This is a genomic window from Tardiphaga sp. 866_E4_N1_4 (assembly GCF_052076075.1).
In the GTDB taxonomy this organism is placed as follows: Bacteria; Pseudomonadota; Alphaproteobacteria; order Rhizobiales; family Xanthobacteraceae; genus Tardiphaga; species Tardiphaga robiniae.
This window is the reverse complement of sequence record NZ_CP197242.1, coordinates 2940764-2958321: the sequence shown is the minus strand read 5'-3', so window position 1 is coordinate 2958321 and position 17558 is coordinate 2940764. Positions and strand designations below refer to the sequence as shown.

Genomic DNA, 17558 nt, shown 5'->3' with positions numbered 1-17558 from the left:
GGCATTCCTGACCGGATATCACTTGTTTCGGCGATGTCGCATCGCTGCCGCACCCAACCTGTAGAGTCATGACCATGCAGACAGTTTCGCTCAATCGATCATATGGCGGCACACAGGGTGTCTACAAACACGCCAGTCGCGCGACCGGAACTGACATGACATTCTCGGTCTATGTGCCGCCGCATCAGGACGGCGCCAGGCTGCCCGTGGTCTGGTATCTCTCGGGCCTCACCTGCACCCACGCCAATGTCACCGAAAAGGGCGATTTTCGCGCCGCATGCGCCGAATTGGGGCTGATCTTCATTGCGCCGGACACCAGCCCGCGCGGTGCCGATGTTCCCGGTGACGCCGACAATGCCTATGACTTCGGACTCGGCGCCGGCTTCTATGTCGATGCCACCCAGGAGCCGTATGCGCGTAACTATCGCATGTGGAGTTATGTGACCGAGGAGCTGCCGCAGCTCGTAGCTGGCCAATTCCCGATCGACGGCAGTCGTCAGTCGATTCTCGGCCATTCCATGGGCGGGCATGGCGCGCTGACCATTGCGCTGCGTCATCCTGATCGCTATCGCGCGGCCAGCGCTTTCGCGCCGATCGTGGCGCCGTCGCAAGTGCCGTGGGGAATCAAGGCGCTGCGCGGCTATCTCGGCGACGACAAGTCTGCCTGGCGAAAGCACGATGCGGTTGCCCTGATTGAGGACGGCGCGCGATTCCCCGAATTTCTGGTCGATCAGGGCGACGCCGACAATTTTCTGGCCGAACAATTGCGGCCCGAACTGCTGCAGACTGCCTGCAAAAAGGCAGGCATTCCGCTGACGCTGCGCCACCAGCCCGGCTACGACCACAGCTACTATTTCATCTCGACCTTCATGGCCGATCATCTGCGCTGGCATGCGGCGCGGCTCAAGAGGTAAGCTGCGGCTCGCATTACTGCGGCTGCGGGGCACCGTAATTCGGAGCGAGCAGGCGGTTGCGCACCAGATAGCTCGTCGCCCGCGACCAGCTTTCATCGGTGTTGCCGCGCAGGTCAGCACTCATTGTGGCGACCAGCCGCCCGGTGTGAACATTTCGCAAGGTGATGTTCATATTGAGGATCAGGTTCGAGACCTTCTGTACGAGCCCCGTAATGACGAGGTCGGCACCGATCTGCTGCGCGAGTTGTACGTCACAGCCGCCGCATGCCTGCAAGTTCCGGCCTTGCGCCGCAACATTGAGCGATGACATGTCCAGCAGCTCGAAACGGCCGGATTGCTTCATCTCCTCGCGAAGCTGGTCGGCAGCATGGAGCAGTCTTGCCTGCTCGTCGCTGCGGCGTCCCTTCACCTCGCCTTCGAGGCTCGTATCCAGCCATTCGAAATTGAACACCGCCACTTTAGGCGCTGCGGCGTGAGCTGTTGCCGTCATCATCAGTAACAGCACGGTGATCGATAGGGCTCTCATCGCGGACCTCGCATCATTAAAATGCAACGCGTCGGCAGAATCCGAGGTTGCAAGCTACGATAATTGGTTCATGTTTCAAGCACGAGACCCTTCACCGGCGCCAAGCCGGGAAGGAGTAGCCGGAGGGAACATGATACGGTGGTTGATCGGCGCGATCAGTCTCTGCGCCGTGACGTCGTCTGTGTTGGCGGCCGAACCGCTGACGATCAGCATCGGTTATCTCGGTCAGGCCGGCATCAAGGCAACTCTTTCGCTGGTCGAATTACCGTCCGAGAACGATGGCATTGCCGGCGCGCGGCTCGCCATCGAGGACAACAACACCACGGGCAAGTTCCTGAAGCAGCAGTTCGGGCTGGACGAGGTCCGTGTGAAGGAGGGCGACGATGTCGCCGGAGCCGCACGCGATCTCGCTGGCCGCAGCACCTTCATCATTGCCGACCTGCCGCCCGATGCATTGCTCCAGGCCGCCGACGCGGTGCGTGACCGCGGCGGCATCCTGTTCAATGTGGGCGCTGCCGACGATCGGCTGCGCGAGGCGGACTGCCGTGCCAATGTGATCCATATCGCGCCGACGCGATCGATGCTGGCCGATGCGCTGGCGCAGTATCTGGTGTGGAAGCAGTGGAAACGCTGGCTGCTCGTGGTCGGCTCGCATGACGACGATCGGCTTGAAGCCGACGCCTATCGCCGTGCCGCCGCACGGTTCGGCGCAAAGATCGTGCAGGAACGCGTCTTCGAAGACACTGGCGGCGCGCGGCGCACCGATAGCGGCGTCACATTGATCCAGCGCCAGATCCCGGTCTTCACACAACAGGCACCGGCTTATGACGTCATGATCGCCGCCGACGAGAGCGAAGTCTTCGCTTCCTATTTGCCGTATCGCACCTGGGATCCGCGGCCGGTCGCGGGATCGGCGGGCCTGGTGCCGACCAGTTGGCATGCTGCTCAGGATCAATGGGGTGCGGTGCAGATCCAGAACCGCTTCACCAAACTGAATGCGCGCCGCATGACAGCGCGCGACATGCAGGCCTGGCTCGCGACCCGCATGATCGGCGAAGCCGCATCCCGCACGAATTCGGGTGATGGCAAAGCCATTCTGGCGTTTCTGAAGTCGCCCGATTTTTCCATCGCCGGCTTCAAGGGACAGCGGCTCACGATCCGCGACTGGAACCTGCAGCTACGCCAGCCGATCCTGCTGGTCGACGGGCGCATGGTGATTTCGGTCTCGCCGCAGGAAGGCTTCCTGCATCAGGTCTCGGAGCTCGACACGCTCGGTATAGATCGTCCGGAAAGCAAATGCAGGCTGCAATGATGATGAACAGATCGAAGATGCTGTGCCGTGTCTGGCTGTGTGGAGCGGCGACGTGGCTTGCAACAGCAGCGCCTGCATCGGCCTTTCTCGCTTATGTGTCGAACGAGAAGAGCAACACCGTTTCGGTGATCGACACGGATAGCTGGACCGTCACCGCGACCATCAAGGTCGGTCAGCGCCCGCGCGGTATCGAACTGACGCGCGATGGCAAATCGGTACTGGTCGCGGTTGGCGACGACGACACCATCCAGATCATCGACGTCGCCAGCCAGAAGGTGGTCGACTCGCTACCATCCGGTCCGGACCCCGAGCTTTTCACCCAGGATGCCGCCGGCAAGATTCTCTATGTCGCCAATGAGAACGACAACACGGTGACCGTGATCGATCTCGAAAAACGCGTGCGCATGGGCGACGTACAGGTCGGTGTCGAGCCCGAAGGCATGGCGATCAGCCCCGATGGCAAGATCCTGATCAACACGTCCGAAACCACCAATATGGCGCACTTCATCGACACCGCGACGCGTGAGATCGTGGCCAACGTCCTGGTCGACGCGCGCCCGCGCTTCGCCGAATTCAAGCGCGACGGCTCGGAACTGTGGGTGTCCTCCGAGATCGGCGGCACCGTGTCCGTGATCGATCCCGCCAAGCGGGTGGTGACCGACAAGATCGAGTTCAACATTCCCGGTCTGCGGCGCGAAGCCATTCAGCCGGTCGGCATCGGCATGACCCGGGATGCCAAAATCGCCTTCATCGCGCTCGGCCCCGCCAACCGGATCGCCATCGTCGATGCGGCGACCCACAAAGTGATCAAGTATCTGCTGGTGGGCCAGCGGGTCTGGCACATGGCGTTTACCCCGGATGAGAAATATCTGCTGGTCACCAACGGCGTCTCCAACGATGTCTCGGTCATCGACGTCGCGGCGCAGAAAGTCATCAAGACCATTCAGGTCGGCGAATTGCCCTGGGGCGTCGCCATGGCACGGCCATGACCACGATCGACACATCGCGCCCTGAACAGATCGCGCACGACGCGCCGGAGCCAATTGACGTTTCGGCGATCACACCCGCTCTGTCGGTTGCCGGTATCAGTCATTGCTATGGTCGTCGGCAGGCGCTGTCGGATGTCTCCTTCAATGTCGCGCCGGCGAGTTTCACGGCTCTGCTCGGCCTCAATGGCGCAGGCAAGAGTACGCTGATTGCGCTGATCACCCGGCTGTTCGGCATTCAGGCTGGGCGGATCGGCGTATTCGGCCACGATATCAGCGATACGCCGAGCGAAGCCTTGCGGCTGCTTGGCGTGGTGTTTCAGCCGCGTACGCTCGATCTCGATCTGTCTGTCATGCAGAACCTGCTCTATCATGCCGCGCTGCAGGGCATCGCGCGGCGCGAGGCTCGCCTGCGCGGTGACGAGGTGATTGCACGCATCGGCCTTGCCGACCGGGTGAACAGCCGGGTGCGCGATCTCTCCGGAGGACAGATGCGACGTCTCGAGATCGCCCGCGCATTGCTGCACCGGCCGCGGCTGCTGTTGCTGGACGAAGCGACCGTTGGCCTCGACGTGCAGGCGCGCGCCGATATTCTTGCGCATGTTCGAATGCTGGTCGCGGAACAAGGCATCGGCGTGCTGTGGGCAACACATCTGTTTGACGAGATTGCCGCCAGCGACGATCTCGTCGTGCTGCATCACGGTCATGTGCTCGCGCGCGGTTCCGTGACGCAGATCCTCGGCGAAACCGGCGCGCCCAATTTCGACGTGGCTTTCCGGGGTATGACCGAGGCGGCCGACCGACGCGGGAGGTCATCGTGAGTACGACATTCGTCACGCATGAGCGTCGCAAGCTGGGCTTCGGCAACTATGTCACCTGCCTCAACGGCATCCTGTGGCGGGAGGCGCTGCGCTTCCTGCATCAGCGCGAACGTTTCGTTTCGGCACTGGTGCGTCCGCTGGTCTGGCTGTTCATTTTCGCCGCCGGCTTTCGGCAGGTGCTTGGTATCTCGATCATCCCGCCTTACGAGACCTATATTCTCTATGAGGTCTATATCGCGCCCGGCCTTATCGCGATGATCCAATTGTTCAATGGCATGCAGTCCTCGTTGTCGATGGTCTATGACCGCGAGATGGGGAACATGCGGACGCTTCTGGTCAGCCCGCTGCCGCGCTGGTTTCTCCTGGTATGCAAACTGCTGGCCGGGACAGTGGTCTCCCTGCTGCAGGTCTATGCGTTTCTCCTGATCGCGTGGTTCTGGGACATCGCTCCGCCGCTCATTGGCTATCTCACTGTTCTACCGGCACTGATCCTGTCCGGATTGATGCTGGGATCGCTGGGCATGCTGATCTCGTCGCGCATCAAGCAACTGGAGAATTTTGCGGGGGTCATGAACTTCGTGATCTTCCCGATGTTCTTTGCGTCGTCCGCACTCTATCCTTTGTGGCGCGTGCAGGAGGGCAGCCCGATGCTCTATTATCTCTGCCTGTTCAATCCCTTCACCCATGCGGTCGAACTGATCCGCTTCGCGCTCTATGACAAGGTCAACTGGGTCTCCCTTGCCGTTGTCGCGGGCTGTACCGCCGTATTCATGATCGGTGCAATCATTGCTTACGATCCCGGTCGCGGCCTTGCCCGCCGGGCACCAGCCGGGGGCGAGACATGAACAGAGCGATCGGCATCATCACAGCACTCTTGTTGATCTGGTCGGGCACTGCGCAGGCCGCGGATCCGCGTTATCCCGACTGGCCGTGCATTCAGGCCAAGGTGCCGGAAATCTCGCTGGCCGCCGTCTGGGCCGGACCGCCGATCGACGATGTCGCCAGCGCCTGGAAGGACGACGCCGAGGTCAGCGCACTTGTCGAACGTCTGGCGACACGGCGCGTACCCGTTGAGGAAGCGCAGAAGGCGATCACGGATTTTCTGTCGCGATCGCCGGACAAGGCCAGGTCAGGCAAACTGATCTTCGCCGGGCTGTTCGACAGTCTGAACGCGCAGCGCGCGACAGTGCTGGCCGGTCTCGAACGCGTCACGCGTAAACAGCGCGAAGCGGCCGACCGGGTCCGCGCCGACACGGCCATGCTGCAGTCGCTGCAGAGCGCATCGCCACCCGATCAGGCGAAGATCGACGAACTCAACAACAAGCTGCTATGGGAAGCCCGCATCTTCGACGACCGGCGCCGCGTCGTCACCTTCGTCTGCGAGGTGCCGACGCTGATCGACCAGCGTCTGTTCGCGCTTAGCCGCACCATCCAGCAGGAGATGGAATGATATCGCGTGGCAGGGCGTGGACCTACAAAATCGGCTGCCTGGAGTAGGTTCGCTTGATGTCTGCTTGGCGCCGAACACTGGCGGAAGACGGGATATTCGACGACTTCCCCTTCGGGCCATAGACGGCCGCCGCACGCCAGCTACATTAACGAGAAAGAGAGACCGCCGTTGCCGACTGTCTCTCTTACGTCCCGGCAATGGCCTGGCGCGATTAGCTTTCTTGAACGGCGGCGGCGGCCTTGCGGATCACCTCGATAACGATGTCGGGCTGAGAGAGCATCGGCACGTGACTGCTCGCCACTTCGGTGACGGTCGCTCCCATGCGCTTCGAGACCCAGCGCTGCAGGTCAGGGTGTACTGTACGGTCTTGCGTGGCCAGAATGTACCAGCTCGGCTTCGATCTCCACGCGATGTCGTCTGCGCTGAGCTTCTGTTGGCGGAACAGATCGTAGACGGGCGCATAATGCGTCGCCCACACGAGTTTCTGGTCTTTCTCGGAAAGATCTCCAGCGAAGAACTCGGTGCCGTTCGGAAGCATCCAAGCGCGGCCGTCCGCGACCTCGACGCGCGAGAAAATATCTGACGGGTACTTGTCAAGCTGGTCCTGCACGGTCTCGCCGGCGTCAGGGGCGACAGCTGCGATGTAGACGAGGCCGACTACGCGCTCATCGGTGCCCGAGGCGGTGATGGTCGCTCCACCATAAGAATGACCGACGAGGAGGACCGGGCTGCCGACGCGGTTGAGCGTGCGCTTCACCGTCGCCAGGTCCTCTTCGAAGGAGTCCAGGCCATATTGAACCGCGATGACTTCGTGTCCGTCCGCCTGCAATGCAGGAATGACCTTACTGAAGCATGAGCCATCGGCCCAGATTCCATGGCAGAAAACGATGGTTGGTTTGGCTTGCGCAGGCATATTGCGTTCCCTTTTTCGAAGTGAAAGCAGGATTCCAACTCTGACGATCTGCCGGCCGTCTACTCTACGGGGGGATCGATGAAAGGCGTTTGAAGACCCAGACCATGGCGTCCAGGGATCTGAACAACGACAGCGAATCTCGCTTTGTCTCTGCGCGATCGCTCATTGCGATGGATAGACTATTCGTTCATAGATGGCCGAATAGATAGAAATCGTTCGGTTCTTTCGAGATCAAATGTCCTGAATGGCAACGATTTTGGAAAAGACGGCGGGCCTGCTCGCCTTTGTGCGGACGGTTGATGCGGGGTCTTTCGCTGGCGCCGCAAGGTTAATCGGCGCCAGCCCTTCAGCGGTGTCGAAAAGCGTCGCGCGCCTGGAACAACGTCTCGGTGTCCGCCTTTTGCAGCGGTCGACGCGCACGCTCAGCCCGACTTCCGAGGGCGCCGCCTACTACGAGCACGTGGCTCCCCATCTGCGCGCGATAGAGGAAGCCGAGGACATCGTGCAGATTCCCGGCAACGTGCGTGGCGTGCTGCGGGTCTCCGTGCCGACTACTTTTGGACGCCCGCTAATTTCTGCCTGGTCTGGCTCGTTCCTCGAACTCTATCCAGACATCAAGCTCGACCTCAGCGTCACAGACCGCCGCGTTGATTTGATTCGCGAAGGTTTCGATCTCGCGGTGAGGATCGGAGAATTGGAAGACACGAACCTGATCGGTCGCTCGTTAGGTGTCCTGCAATATGTCCTGGGCGCATCGCCAGACTATCTCCAGCGTCGGGGAATCCCCCGTTCGATCGACGATCTCAAGCAGCATGCTTGTCTTGGCCATCAGCTTTCCGGCCGGCCGCAACCGTTTACTTTTGCCGATGGCACGCGGATCGTTCCGGCTGGCCCCTTCGATAGCGACGATGCTCAATCGTTGATCGAGGCAGTCCTAAAGGGAGTCGGTATCACGCAATTCATGCGTCTGGCGATCGAGGATGACCTTGTGGCCGGACGATTGAATATCGTGCTGCCCGAGATACCCATGTTCACCACGCCGATTTATGTTCTCCACGCGTTCGGACGGCAACTTCCGCTACGAGCGCGCCTGTTCATCGATTTTCTGGTCGAGGCGTTGGGCGTTGGTTCTCATTTCAAATTGCCATGAAGAAAGGCGCGTGGACCAACATCCCGCCGCCCTAGTTTGCCGGCGGCCGCGGTTCAGGCTGCGCATCCGCCAGCGGTAGATCCTCCAGCTCCCAACCGTCGGTGCCTTCCGGATACCAGACGACATTGCTGTAGCCATAGGACACCGCGCGCTTTGCGGCATTCCACGACATCCAGCAATCGGCCTGACAGTAGATCACCAGAAGCGCAGCACGGTTGCCGGCCGATGCGCGCGCGAGACCATCCCGCAGATAGGCCTCGGTCTCGGTGGCCAGCCTGCCGTAGCCGGTGTCGGGCAGCCACAGGCTGCCCGGAATGTTGTGCCGCGGCTTGTCGCGCCAGACCGTTTCCGGCGGCAGATTGGCCGGCTTCGGCGGACGCGGCATGACATCAATGAAGGCGCCGCGTTTGTCGCGCCAGATCGCCTCCGCGTCTTTCGTCGTGATGACGCGTCCGCCTTTCAGCGTCGCCGGCACCGGCGTGCGATAATTGTCGGTGCGATAGTCGTCGGGCTCGGGGACGATATCCTGGGCCCGGGCCGTCGTGACCATCACCAGTGCCATCGCGAGAAGGATGGCGTAACGCATGGTCACGGCGATTTGGCCGCCGCCTCCGGCCCGATCGGACGATTGTTCTCATCGAGAATGGGAACACCGAAATCGAGCAGGACCTTGTTGATGGCCGGCTGGTTTTCCTGAATCAGCCGGTTGAGCTGCCGCTTCCAGTTCTGATCCGCGGAGCGCACGCCCATGCCGATGCGATAGACGAGGCGCGGCCCGGTGGTTTCCTTGACCAGCGGCGTGACATGAAGCGGAGGATTGGCGTTCTTGGCGTAGAAGCCCGCCATAGGTCCCCACAGGATCGCTGCGTCGATATCGCCAGCTGTGAGGTCCTTGATCATGGCCAGTGCCGATGAATCGATGCGGGTATCGATCACCAACGGATAGGGCTTCGCATTCACCATCAAGCCGTTGACCGCCATATTGGTCGCGGGCGGCGTCCCCGCCACGATGCCGATATGTTTGCTCTTCAACCTGGCGTCATCCAGCGTCGTGACGTCATCGAGACCTGCGCCGGTCTTCGACACCAGGGCATAGGCCGTCCGGTAATAGGGATTGGTACCCTGGACGAGGTCGTCGCCCTGCGGGAAGCCCATGATGACATCGCAACGATGCGCGCCGAGAGTCATGCGAACAAAGCCCGTCGCCTGCGGGAAATAGACGTAATCGAGCTTCTTGTTCAGCTTGGCTGCGAACAGCTCGGCGAGCTTGTTCTCCAAGCCCTCGCCCTTCTCGTTCGAGAACGGCATGTTACGCGGATCGGCGCAAACACGCAGCGACTGTGGATCGACCAGTTCGATCGAGAGATCATCGGTCGCAGCAGTCTGGCCAAGCGCGGTGCATATGCCCTCAAGCAACAGCGCACTCGCAAAGAGCGACGTGAGTAGCGCGCGACGTGTTTCGGATCGTTCCGCTCTGTGGTGCATGCGCTACCTGCCGTTCACATTTGATGGGTGACACGACAAAAACCTAGGCCTCTCGTTTTAAGCGTGCAAGATGCAATGGGGCGCTTCCGATGTTGCGCCGCACTTTCCGGATGATTGCAGAATCGCTGCTTGCCCCGGAGTGATATGGAGATGCAAATGACATCTCGCTTTGCGATGCATGTAGCGCTCATCATGCTGGCAATGCTCGCATCTGCTCGCGCGCAACAACAGACTTTGGCGATCAGTGAAATCGCGCCGGGCGTCTTCATGCATCAGGGGCGCATCGCCTTGATGTCGTCGGACAATGACGGCGCCGTCGCCAATATCGGCGTCGTGATCGGCGATCGGGCGGTTGCCGTGATCGACACCGGGGGCAGCGTGCGGGAAGGGCGACAATTGCTGGCTTCCATTCGCGCACATACAGACAAGCCCATTCGTTACGTCATCAACACCCATGGTCATCCCGATCATATGTTCGGCAACGCCGCCTTCGTCGCTGACGGAACCGAGTTTGTCGGTCATATGAGGCTGCCGCAGGCACTGGCCGCACGCGGGCAGTATTATCTCGACGCATTCAGGCGCAGCATGGGCGACGCCCTGATCGATGACGTCCGTATCGTACCGCCCACCCGGCTCGTCGATGGAGAGCTCGTCCTCGATCTCGGCGGGCGCACACTTATCGTGAAAGCCTGGCCCACCGCCCATAGCGATAGCGACGTCACGGTATTCGACACGGCGACGAAGACGTTGTTCGCTGGAGATCTGGTCTTTCTCCGCCATATTCCGGTGCTCGATGGCAGCATCCAGGCATGGCTCAAGCTGCTGGACGATCTCGCGGCGCTGCCGGCCGAACGCGTCGTTCCCGGCCATGGTCCAGTGAGCGATTGGCCGCAAGCCCTCGCCGCTGAACGCCGGTATCTCGAAACACTCGCGTCCGGTATCCGGAAGGACGTCATCGATGGCAAACCGATCGCGGAAGCTACGAAACACGCGGCAGAAGCCGAGCGCGGCAAATGGGAGCTTTTTGACGACTACAACGTCCGCAACGCAACTGCAGCATACTCACAATTTGAATGGGAATGACCGCCGGTTGGGGTAGTATCAAGCGCGTCGCTTCTTCCCTTGCGAGGGCCGTACCATGCCGGAATTTGCAATCCGCAGCGTCTGTGCCGCCATCCTGCTGAGCGCTTTACTCAGTCCGCATTCTGTGTCCGCGGCCGGTCCGGAGCCTTACGATCCATGGCCGGGGCTGGTGCAAGATATTTTCGACAGCCGACCGATGGAAGACGGCAGCAACCTGATCGCACTTGAGATGCCGACGCGCGCGGAGGATGCCGCCATCGTGCCGGTGACGTTGCGCCTTAAGCCGACATTCGACGCACGCCCGCGGGTGGTGACGATCACGCTGGTGATCGACCAGAACCCGGCGCCTATGGCCGCGAAATTCAAGCTCGGGGCCGACGCAAATGTCTCGGAGATTTCAACCCGTGTCCGGATCAACAATTACACCAACGTCCATGCCGTCGCGGAGACCAGTGACGGCAAACTCCATGTGGTGCAAACCTATGTGAAGGCGTCCGGTGGCTGCTCTGCGCCGGCGGCGAAGAATGCCGAAGAGGCCAAGAGCCGGTTGGGCCAGATGCGCTACAGGGAGTTTGCCGGAGCGCAAAACGAGGAAAAAAGCGGTACGCGCGAGGCGCAGGTCATGATCGGCCACCCAAATAATTCCGGCCTGCAGATGGATCAGGTCTCGCAACTCTATATTCCGGCCCTCTATGTCGACCGGCTCCAGCTATGGCAGGACAACAGCCCGGTCCTGTCGGTGGAGGGCGGCATCTCGATTTCCGAAGATCCGAATATTCGATTCACTTACGTCTCAAATGGCGCAAAGACGTTCCGCGCCGAGGCCAAGGACACCGATGGACATCAGTTCAGGCATGAGTGGAAGGTCAATGGCTCCGGCATGTAACGCAGCGCATCATGCAGAGCATAGCGCTAGAAGCAGCGCACCTCAGCCTCGGCCTGGGCACGCCTGACGTCATTGATGGCGCTGTTAGCCTGCTCCGAGGTCCGGAACTGGGCGCTCAGATTGCCGCGCACCTGCGACATGCTCAGCGCCGTTTCCGCCGTGATGTAGCGGGTATAGGGAACCAGCGACGCCACGACATCGATCGAGCATGAGCATTGTTCGATCGATTGTCGGGTCTCGCCATTCGCTTTCATGCAGCCAAACACATATTCGGCGCGGGCGGAGGTCGGATAGTCATTGACCTCCGCGGCTCTTGCCGACCCCGACAAAACGGTAACGGCCGCAAACGCGACGAGATATCCTGTCATTCGATCGGGTCCCACGAGAGCCTCGCAAAGCTGGCGAAGACGACCGGCAAACTATACTAAGAAAACGAAACGGCTCAATAAGCCGAACAGATATGGAGGGGACATGTCACGCGCATCTCTATCGATGGCTGTCATATTGTTGCTCATGGCAAGCCAAGCTCATGCCCAGGGCAAAGCCGGCAAGGGCATCCGGCTCTGGAACCTGACGACATCGACCATTACCGGGTTCCAGCTATCCCCGGCAGGAAAGCAGCAATGGAGCGCCAACTTGACACTGGCGGACAAGGATAAGGAAGTCGATCACGACGAGCGGCTGCGCATCACGGGGATAGAGCCCGGCAGTTACGACGCCAAGGTCAGCTATTCCGAGGCGCGCCAGTGCGTGGTCAGGAATATCGAGATCAAGGCCGATGCGGTATTCTCGATTGCGGACAAGGACCTGCAGGACTGCAACAAGTAACGATCATGCCTTGTCATGGCTATGCGGATATTCGCAGCGCCACTTCACCGCGGTCCATTTCGGGTGTTCGCCGATCCACTGGGCAATGTAGGGCGGCGCTGCCATGGCGCATTGATGCAGCGAGAAGTCTGCCGTGAACGACAGGTTCCGCTCTTCGCAGGTGTTTGGCGACATTACCGCGCAGACTGTCAGGACCAGATTGATCATATTCATGTCGGCATCCCAGATCGTTCACTGGACGATAACATCTGAAATACGCGCCCGTCAGCGCGAAGTTTCGGCGATTTCCAGGCTAAAAATTGATCCCGTAAACCAGACGGGCCTGGTGACGCTCAAAACTGACCAGATCCAGCGACGATCCCGGCACCTCGGAGCGGCCCCATACTTGCGTGCTCCAGCTGGCAGTCAGTCGTGATCGGTCCGAAAGCTGGACATAGGCGGTTGGCCCGACGAACAGCGCCTGACCAGCCAGTTCGCCAAGGCCGATCCCTTCATATCGGCGCATATAGCGCGCCTCGCCTCCGAGAAGGATGCCGGGGCGCACCTGCATCATGACGCCGAGCGCCGCTCCGATGCTCGCCTCGCGTTCCCGCGTTCCAGTATCGACATAGCGCGTCCATTCCGGCTGATAGATCAGATTGAGCGCCGCAACAGCAACGTCAGGGACGATCTCCCGATCGAAGGCCAGCGTGAGCCCAGTGCCGTAGCTCCTGACCCGCGCTGCGCTCGTTTCGTCGATCCCGTTGAACTGCGTGTCGATCGCGAGCGTCATGCCGACGGGGGCCGTCTCGCGATCAAGAAATCTGTAGCGGAAATCCAGCGATGCCCCCTGCCAGGCGAGCGTGCGCTGATCGGCGAATCCGGGAACGCCAGTGATCCGATGGGCCGAGAAACTGCTGCCGATCTCGATGCGAATGTCCTTGGCGGGAACGAACTCCAGTTCGAATTCCTGCTCGCCCGCGCGATAGCGACCGCCGGATTTGCCGAATCGCCCGGTCGTCTCGCTCTGGAATTCCCGCTCGCCCACCCGGCCGACGTCACTGCCGATCATGAAGCCGAAAATATGCTCGGTATCGATGTCGCCGGCCTGAGCGCTCGGCACGGCCAGCGTGCTGAATGCAAGAATCGCCGCGTAGACTGTCCTGACGCCGCGCTGCACCTGCATCCAATCCTGTCATCGAAGAGAGGCGTATATATAGAGATAATGCACCGCGCGAGCCTAGTCGAAATTGGCCCAGCCGCGAAGACGTCTCTGCGATTGACTTGAACATCGCACCAGGATCGGTTGCTATACGCATGCGGCGCGCCGTTAGTGCCAATAGTCAGGGAAGGATATGTCCATGGCGAGACTCCTGGTCCTCTACAAAACACCGAAGAAGCCCGCAGCCTTCGACAAATACTATCAATCTGTACATATCCCGCTGGCAAAGAAGATTCCGGGGCTGAGACACTATGGTGTCAGCACAGGGGGCGTCACAACGCCGACGGGAGACAGCGATATTCATCTGGTCGCGGCGCTGGATTTCGAAACGGTTGCGGCGCTCAAGCTGGGCCTCGCCTCGCCGGAAGGGCAGGCTGCAGCAGGCGACCTCGCGAATTTTGCGGATGGCGGCGTAGATCTTCTGATTTTCGATACGAAGGACGCCTGACAATCGCAACGCGCGTTCAGCGGCCTCTGCCCGGCTCACAAACCGCAGTCTGCGAGCCGGGAGAGATCGATCAAGACGATCAATCTGTCACTTACGGGCCGCGCAGGCGTACATGTTGATTTCCATGCCGACCTGCACTTCCACGATCTTCGGAGTCTTCCAGCTCATCTTGGTCTCCTCAGAGTTTGCGCGATGATTGCGCCGCCGCACGATAAGCAGTGAGGCGACGTCTTTCAACTTAACTCCTCAGGTTGCGGCGCAAAATGTGCAGGCAACCGAAGTTTAACTACACTTCCTCGGTGAGAGCAGGCCGCTGATGGCCGTGATGCGCCTTGTGTATCGCGGATGGAGCCACGCCAAAATATTTCCGGAACACGCGACTGAAGTGCGAGGAACTTGAGAAGCCCCAGGAAAATGCGACGTCCGTGATCGTCTTTCCGTTCTGCGCTTCCAGTTCCTGCCGGCAATTCTGCAGCCGCGCCTGCCAGATATAGTCGCTGACGGTTATCCCGCGGTCGCTGAACAGCATATGCAGATAACGTTTGGTGCAGTGCAGTGCAGACGAAATCTGATCGATGCTGAGCTCGGGGTCCCGCAAGTGTTCCCGAATGAAACCCTGCGCACGGACATACATGGCTTCCGGACCGACGCGATCGAGCGTCATGTCGACTTCCCGCAACGGCAATAGCAACAGATCAATCAGTGAATCCGCAACACCGATGGCACTGTTTGGCGATAGTCTGGTCGCTTCGTGGAAGGCGGCCTGTACAAATTCGTGCGCGATGCGCCCGGTGCCGGCGCGCGCCGACAGTTTGCAAGCGGCCAGATTTCCCGCACCGAGGCCGCGTTCATGCAGCAGCTCCTTGGGCACGATCACGACGTCATGGCGTGTAAAGGCCGGGCTGACGATGGTATGCGGGCACGACACATCATAGACGAGGCAATCGCCTGGCCCGATATCGATCCGGCGACTGTCCTGTTCGAAATGCGAGACGCCATAGGTTTGGAACACAATCTTCACGTATGGATGATCGCTTTGCCGAATTCGCGGGGCAGCGTGGCCGATTCGATGCTGGCTCGCCTCGATGTGGCACAATTTCAGCCGCGAAACCGATGTGCAGCTGATCAGCGCATCGAATGTGGATGCTTCCAGCGGATCGATGTCAAATCGCCCGCACAGATCGGTCAGGGCATCTGACCAAACCTGGATCTGCCTTGTCGGCGTCAATCCGGATGTGCTGAGAGAACTAAGCGTATCGGACATGAACAATTCACCGCTGAAAGGTCATCACGTAACAATTCGTCACGAGACGGAACTATACTTACAGAACGAAGCACATATCGAACGAAGCACATATGGAAAAATGTGCGAAACAATATGTATCGGCACAGCCCGCAGCTCGTGAATTGTGGTCAGAGTAACTCACTTCTCCTTGTCGATCCTCTGACTCGATACCAGCCCCGTCAAGTGAAACATCACCCTTAGGTCGCAGTGCGGCGATCCGTGTGCAGTGCGAAAGGCGCGGGCTTTCCAGATACCGTTCAGGTTTTTCGTCAATGTACGAGAAAATTATCTTGCACGGGTTCTCTGTCGAGCAAGCCTGCTTCGCTCTTGGGCAAGTATGCAGCAGCGGATCTTGCTACTCATAGATACCAAAATGAAGCTGGGCCGCTTGACGAGACCCGGCATTATGTCTGGGAGGACATCACGATGCGAAAGGTGCTGCTTGCGACCTGTCTTGGCACAATGGCGGCCTCTGCCGCGAGTGTTGCCATCGCCAATGATGAACTGACAAAGATGGCGCAGAACCCGAAAGACTGGGTCATGCCAGCGGGCGACTACGCCAATACGCGCTATTCGAAGCTGAACCAGATCACGGCGGCTAATGTCGGCAAGCTGCAGGTGGCCTGGACCTTCTCTACCGGTGTTCTGCGCGGCCACGAAGGCGGTCCGCTGATCATCGGCAACATGATGTATGTGCATACGCCGTTCCCGAACAAGGTCTACGCAATGGACCTGTCGCAGGACAACAAGATCGTCTGGAAGTATGAGCCGAAGCAGGATCCGAACGTCATTCCGGTGATGTGCTGCGACACCGTCAATCGCGGCGTCGCCTATGCGGACGGCAAGATCTTCCTGCACCAGGCCGATACCACGCTGGTCGCGCTCGACGCAAAGACCGGCAAGGAAGTCTGGACCGTCAAGAACGGCGACCCTGGCAAGGGTGCAACGGGCACGTCGTCCCCGCTCGTGGTCAAGGATAAGGTCCTGATCGGCATCTCGGGCGGTGAATTCGGCGTTCAGTGCCACATGACTGCCTATGACCTGAAGACCGGCAAGCTCGCTTGGCGCGCCTTCTCGGAAGGACCGGACGACCAGATCATGGTGGATCCGGAGAAGACCACCGCACTCGGCAAGCCCGTCGGCAAGGACTCCAGCATCAAGACGTGGCAAGGCGATCAGTGGAAGATCGGCGGCGGCTGCACCTGGGGCTGGACCTCCTACGATCCGGAGCTGAACCTCGTCTATTACGGCTCGGGCAATCCTTCCACCTGGAATCCGAAGCAACGGCCGGGCGACAACAAGTGGTCGATGACCATCTTCGCGCGCGATGCCGACACAGGCATGGCCAAGTGGGTCTATCAGATGACGCCGCATGACGAATGGGACTATGACGGCGTCAACGAAATGATCCTCAGCGATCAGCAGATGAACGGCCAAAACCGTAAGCTGCTGACGCATTTCGATCGTAACGGCCTCGCTTACACCATGGACCGTGTCACCGGCGAATTGCTAGTTGCCGAAAAATACGATCCGAAGGTGAATTGGACCACCGGTGTCGACATGAACAAGTCGTCGCCGACCTATGGCCGCCCGAAAGTGGTCGATCAGTACTCCACCGAGAAGCAAGGTGAAGACGTCAACACCAAGGGCGTCTGCCCGGCGGCACTCGGCACCAAGGATCAGCAACCCGGGGCCTATTCGCCGGATACCCAGCTGTTCTATGTGCCGACCAACCATGTCTGCATGGACTATGAGCCGTTCAAGGTGAACTACACCGCCGGTCAGCCTTATGTGGGCGCGACGCTGTCGATGTATCCGCCTCCGGGCGAAACCCATATGGGTAACTTCATTGCCTGGGACAACAAGACCGGCAAGATCGTCTGGTCCAACAAGGAACAGTTCTCGGTCTGGTCGGGAGCGCTCGCCACTGCCGGTGGCGTGGTGTTCTACGGGACGCTGGAAGGCTACCTGAAGGCGGTCGATGCCAAGACGGGTAAGGAACTCTACAAGTTCAAGACTCCGTCCGGCATCATCGGCAACGTCACCACCTACGAAAACAATGGCCGGCAGTATATCGCCGTCCTGTCAGGCGTCGGCGGCTGGGCCGGCATTGGTCTCGCAGCGGGTCTGACGGATCCGACTGCCGGTCTCGGTGCCGTCGGTGGTTACGCAGCCCTGACCAACTATACCGCACTCGGCGGCGCGCTGACGGTCTTTGCACTCCCACAGTGAACTGACGCATCAGTCACCGGCGCATGGCTTCGTCCATG

Annotated in this window: 21 protein-coding genes; 12 read left to right on the top strand and 9 right to left on the bottom strand. The window is 60.0% G+C overall.

The features are described 5' to 3' along the window. The first annotated feature begins 68 nt into the window (after nucleotides 1–68). Nucleotides 69–914 (top strand): S-formylglutathione hydrolase, encoded by an 846-nt coding sequence (gene fghA, locus AB8B20_RS14495; RefSeq protein WP_439074875.1) that lies wholly within the window; start codon nucleotides 69–71, stop codon nucleotides 912–914. Between the two features lie 13 nt (nucleotides 915–927). On the opposite strand, the gene AB8B20_RS14490 is transcribed toward fghA, so the two are convergent. Continuing rightward, complete coding sequence (locus AB8B20_RS14490; protein ID WP_410001845.1) at nucleotides 928–1440, bottom strand: DUF3280 domain-containing protein; 513 nt, start codon at nucleotides 1438–1440, stop codon at nucleotides 928–930. A gap of 130 nt (nucleotides 1441–1570) precedes the next feature. Between AB8B20_RS14490 and AB8B20_RS14485 the strand changes: the two genes are divergently transcribed. From AB8B20_RS14485 to AB8B20_RS14465, 5 genes are read left to right on the top strand one after another with little or no spacing between them, the layout of a single operon-like run. Beyond that, nucleotides 1571–2752: an ABC transporter substrate-binding protein gene (locus tag AB8B20_RS14485; protein ID WP_439074877.1), complete on the top strand. Its 1182-nt coding sequence runs from the start codon at nucleotides 1571–1573 to the stop codon at nucleotides 2750–2752. Further along, nucleotides 2752–3741 (top strand): YVTN family beta-propeller repeat protein, encoded by a 990-nt coding sequence (locus AB8B20_RS14480; protein ID WP_439075064.1) that lies wholly within the window; start codon nucleotides 2752–2754, stop codon nucleotides 3739–3741. The genes AB8B20_RS14485 and AB8B20_RS14480 overlap by 1 nt, the downstream gene beginning before the upstream one ends. Continuing rightward, on the top strand, nucleotides 3738–4559 hold the full coding sequence (locus AB8B20_RS14475) for an ATP-binding cassette domain-containing protein (RefSeq protein ID WP_439074879.1): 822 nt from the start codon (nucleotides 3738–3740) through the stop codon (nucleotides 4557–4559). The genes AB8B20_RS14480 and AB8B20_RS14475 overlap by 4 nt, the downstream gene beginning before the upstream one ends. Next, nucleotides 4556–5404: an ABC transporter permease gene (locus tag AB8B20_RS14470; protein ID WP_439074880.1), complete on the top strand. Its 849-nt coding sequence runs from the start codon at nucleotides 4556–4558 to the stop codon at nucleotides 5402–5404. Before AB8B20_RS14475 ends, AB8B20_RS14470 begins: the two co-directional genes overlap by 4 nt. Then, nucleotides 5401–6009: a hypothetical protein gene (locus tag AB8B20_RS14465; protein ID WP_439074881.1), complete on the top strand. Its 609-nt coding sequence runs from the start codon at nucleotides 5401–5403 to the stop codon at nucleotides 6007–6009. The genes AB8B20_RS14470 and AB8B20_RS14465 overlap by 4 nt, the downstream gene beginning before the upstream one ends. A 211-nt stretch (nucleotides 6010–6220) precedes the next feature. Here the strand turns inward: AB8B20_RS14465 and AB8B20_RS14460 are convergent, their stop codons facing one another. Further along, a complete protein-coding gene (locus AB8B20_RS14460; protein WP_439074882.1) occupies nucleotides 6221–6922 on the bottom strand; it encodes an alpha/beta fold hydrolase in 702 nt (233 codons plus the stop codon). 244 nt (nucleotides 6923–7166) lie between these two features. Here AB8B20_RS14460 and AB8B20_RS14455 point away from each other — a divergent pair, with 244 nt between their 5' ends. After that, nucleotides 7167–8072, top strand: a complete 906-nt coding sequence (locus AB8B20_RS14455; protein WP_439074883.1) for a LysR family transcriptional regulator — start codon at nucleotides 7167–7169, stop codon at nucleotides 8070–8072. A gap of 31 nt (nucleotides 8073–8103) precedes the next feature. On the opposite strand, the gene AB8B20_RS14450 is transcribed toward AB8B20_RS14455, so the two are convergent. Both AB8B20_RS14450 and AB8B20_RS14445 read right to left on the bottom strand, forming a co-directional pair. Then, nucleotides 8104–8658 (bottom strand): PQQ-dependent catabolism-associated CXXCW motif protein, encoded by a 555-nt coding sequence (locus AB8B20_RS14450; protein ID WP_439075065.1) that lies wholly within the window; start codon nucleotides 8656–8658, stop codon nucleotides 8104–8106. A gap of 2 nt (nucleotides 8659–8660) precedes the next feature. Next, on the bottom strand, nucleotides 8661–9557 hold the full coding sequence (locus AB8B20_RS14445; RefSeq protein WP_439074885.1) for a substrate-binding domain-containing protein: 897 nt from the start codon (nucleotides 9555–9557) through the stop codon (nucleotides 8661–8663). A gap of 156 nt (nucleotides 9558–9713) precedes the next feature. Here AB8B20_RS14445 and AB8B20_RS14440 point away from each other — a divergent pair, with 156 nt between their 5' ends. Then, nucleotides 9714–10640 (top strand): quinoprotein relay system zinc metallohydrolase 2, encoded by a 927-nt coding sequence (locus AB8B20_RS14440; RefSeq protein WP_089266264.1) that lies wholly within the window; start codon nucleotides 9714–9716, stop codon nucleotides 10638–10640. A gap of 55 nt (nucleotides 10641–10695) precedes the next feature. Then, on the top strand, nucleotides 10696–11526 hold the full coding sequence (locus AB8B20_RS14435; protein WP_439074887.1) for a quinoprotein dehydrogenase-associated SoxYZ-like carrier: 831 nt from the start codon (nucleotides 10696–10698) through the stop codon (nucleotides 11524–11526). Nucleotides 11527–11552: 26 nt separating this feature from the next. Here AB8B20_RS14435 and AB8B20_RS14430 read toward each other — a convergent pair whose 3' ends face one another. After that, a complete protein-coding gene (locus AB8B20_RS14430) occupies nucleotides 11553–11894 on the bottom strand; it encodes a hypothetical protein (RefSeq protein WP_175366352.1) in 342 nt (113 codons plus the stop codon). A gap of 103 nt (nucleotides 11895–11997) precedes the next feature. Between AB8B20_RS14430 and AB8B20_RS14425 the strand changes: the two genes are divergently transcribed. Next, nucleotides 11998–12354: a hypothetical protein gene (locus AB8B20_RS14425; RefSeq protein WP_320445388.1), complete on the top strand. Its 357-nt coding sequence runs from the start codon at nucleotides 11998–12000 to the stop codon at nucleotides 12352–12354. Nucleotides 12355–12357: 3 nt separating this feature from the next. On the opposite strand, the gene AB8B20_RS14420 is transcribed toward AB8B20_RS14425, so the two are convergent. Next, a complete protein-coding gene (locus AB8B20_RS14420; protein WP_068734580.1) occupies nucleotides 12358–12567 on the bottom strand; it encodes a hypothetical protein in 210 nt (69 codons plus the stop codon). 79 nt (nucleotides 12568–12646) lie between these two features. After that, entirely contained in the window at nucleotides 12647–13519 is an 873-nt protein-coding gene (locus tag AB8B20_RS14415) for a hypothetical protein (protein ID WP_244558438.1), read from the bottom strand. Between the two features lie 175 nt (nucleotides 13520–13694). Here AB8B20_RS14415 and AB8B20_RS14410 point away from each other — a divergent pair, with 175 nt between their 5' ends. Next, a complete protein-coding gene (locus tag AB8B20_RS14410; protein WP_231079394.1) occupies nucleotides 13695–14003 on the top strand; it encodes an EthD family reductase in 309 nt (102 codons plus the stop codon). 87 nt (nucleotides 14004–14090) lie between these two features. Here AB8B20_RS14410 and pqqA read toward each other — a convergent pair whose 3' ends face one another. Together pqqA and AB8B20_RS14400 are read right to left on the bottom strand one after the other, a co-directional pair. Beyond that, nucleotides 14091–14171, bottom strand: coding sequence for a pyrroloquinoline quinone precursor peptide PqqA (gene pqqA / locus AB8B20_RS14405; RefSeq protein WP_081421972.1), 81 nt, complete (start codon nucleotides 14169–14171; stop codon nucleotides 14091–14093). Nucleotides 14172–14289: 118 nt separating this feature from the next. After that, a complete protein-coding gene (locus AB8B20_RS14400) occupies nucleotides 14290–15267 on the bottom strand; it encodes a helix-turn-helix domain-containing protein (RefSeq protein WP_170849575.1) in 978 nt (325 codons plus the stop codon). 447 nt (nucleotides 15268–15714) lie between these two features. Here AB8B20_RS14400 and xoxF5 point away from each other — a divergent pair, with 447 nt between their 5' ends. Then, nucleotides 15715–17520 carry a lanthanide-dependent methanol dehydrogenase XoxF5 gene (xoxF5, locus tag AB8B20_RS14395; RefSeq protein WP_089266008.1) on the top strand — a complete coding sequence of 602 codons (1806 nt, stop codon included), beginning with the start codon at nucleotides 15715–15717 and terminating at the stop codon, nucleotides 17518–17520. Nucleotides 17521–17558 lie beyond the last annotated feature (38 nt).

Bases quoted from the DNA above. Each gene is read 5' to 3' on its own strand.
- AB8B20_RS14440 (WP_089266264.1), top strand. From the start codon at position 9,714: ATGACATCTCGCTTTGCGATGCATGTAGCGCTCATCATGCTGGCAATG.
- pqqA (WP_081421972.1), bottom strand. From the start codon at position 14,171: ATGAGCTGGAAGACTCCGAAGATCGTGGAAGTGCAGGTCGGCATGGAA.
- AB8B20_RS14490 (WP_410001845.1), bottom strand. From the start codon at position 1,440: ATGAGAGCCCTATCGATCACCGTGCTGTTACTGATGATGACGGCAACA.
- xoxF5 (WP_089266008.1), top strand. From the start codon at position 15,715: ATGCGAAAGGTGCTGCTTGCGACCTGTCTTGGCACAATGGCGGCCTCT.
- AB8B20_RS14430 (WP_175366352.1), bottom strand. From the start codon at position 11,894: ATGACAGGATATCTCGTCGCGTTTGCGGCCGTTACCGTTTTGTCGGGG.
- AB8B20_RS14455 (WP_439074883.1), top strand. From the start codon at position 7,167: ATGGCAACGATTTTGGAAAAGACGGCGGGCCTGCTCGCCTTTGTGCGG.
- AB8B20_RS14420 (WP_068734580.1), bottom strand. From the start codon at position 12,567: ATGAATATGATCAATCTGGTCCTGACAGTCTGCGCGGTAATGTCGCCA.
- AB8B20_RS14410 (WP_231079394.1), top strand. From the start codon at position 13,695: ATGGCGAGACTCCTGGTCCTCTACAAAACACCGAAGAAGCCCGCAGCC.
- AB8B20_RS14400 (WP_170849575.1), bottom strand. From the start codon at position 15,267: ATGTCCGATACGCTTAGTTCTCTCAGCACATCCGGATTGACGCCGACA.
- AB8B20_RS14415 (WP_244558438.1), bottom strand. From the start codon at position 13,519: ATGCAGGTGCAGCGCGGCGTCAGGACAGTCTACGCGGCGATTCTTGCA.
- AB8B20_RS14425 (WP_320445388.1), top strand. From the start codon at position 11,998: ATGTCACGCGCATCTCTATCGATGGCTGTCATATTGTTGCTCATGGCA.
- AB8B20_RS14465 (WP_439074881.1), top strand. From the start codon at position 5,401: ATGAACAGAGCGATCGGCATCATCACAGCACTCTTGTTGATCTGGTCG.
- fghA (WP_439074875.1), top strand. From the start codon at position 69: ATGACCATGCAGACAGTTTCGCTCAATCGATCATATGGCGGCACACAG.
- AB8B20_RS14450 (WP_439075065.1), bottom strand. From the start codon at position 8,658: ATGCGTTACGCCATCCTTCTCGCGATGGCACTGGTGATGGTCACGACG.
- AB8B20_RS14480 (WP_439075064.1), top strand. From the start codon at position 2,752: ATGATGAACAGATCGAAGATGCTGTGCCGTGTCTGGCTGTGTGGAGCG.
- AB8B20_RS14435 (WP_439074887.1), top strand. From the start codon at position 10,696: ATGCCGGAATTTGCAATCCGCAGCGTCTGTGCCGCCATCCTGCTGAGC.
- AB8B20_RS14460 (WP_439074882.1), bottom strand. From the start codon at position 6,922: ATGCCTGCGCAAGCCAAACCAACCATCGTTTTCTGCCATGGAATCTGG.
- AB8B20_RS14475 (WP_439074879.1), top strand. From the start codon at position 3,738: ATGACCACGATCGACACATCGCGCCCTGAACAGATCGCGCACGACGCG.
- AB8B20_RS14445 (WP_439074885.1), bottom strand. From the start codon at position 9,557: ATGCACCACAGAGCGGAACGATCCGAAACACGTCGCGCGCTACTCACG.
- AB8B20_RS14485 (WP_439074877.1), top strand. From the start codon at position 1,571: ATGATACGGTGGTTGATCGGCGCGATCAGTCTCTGCGCCGTGACGTCG.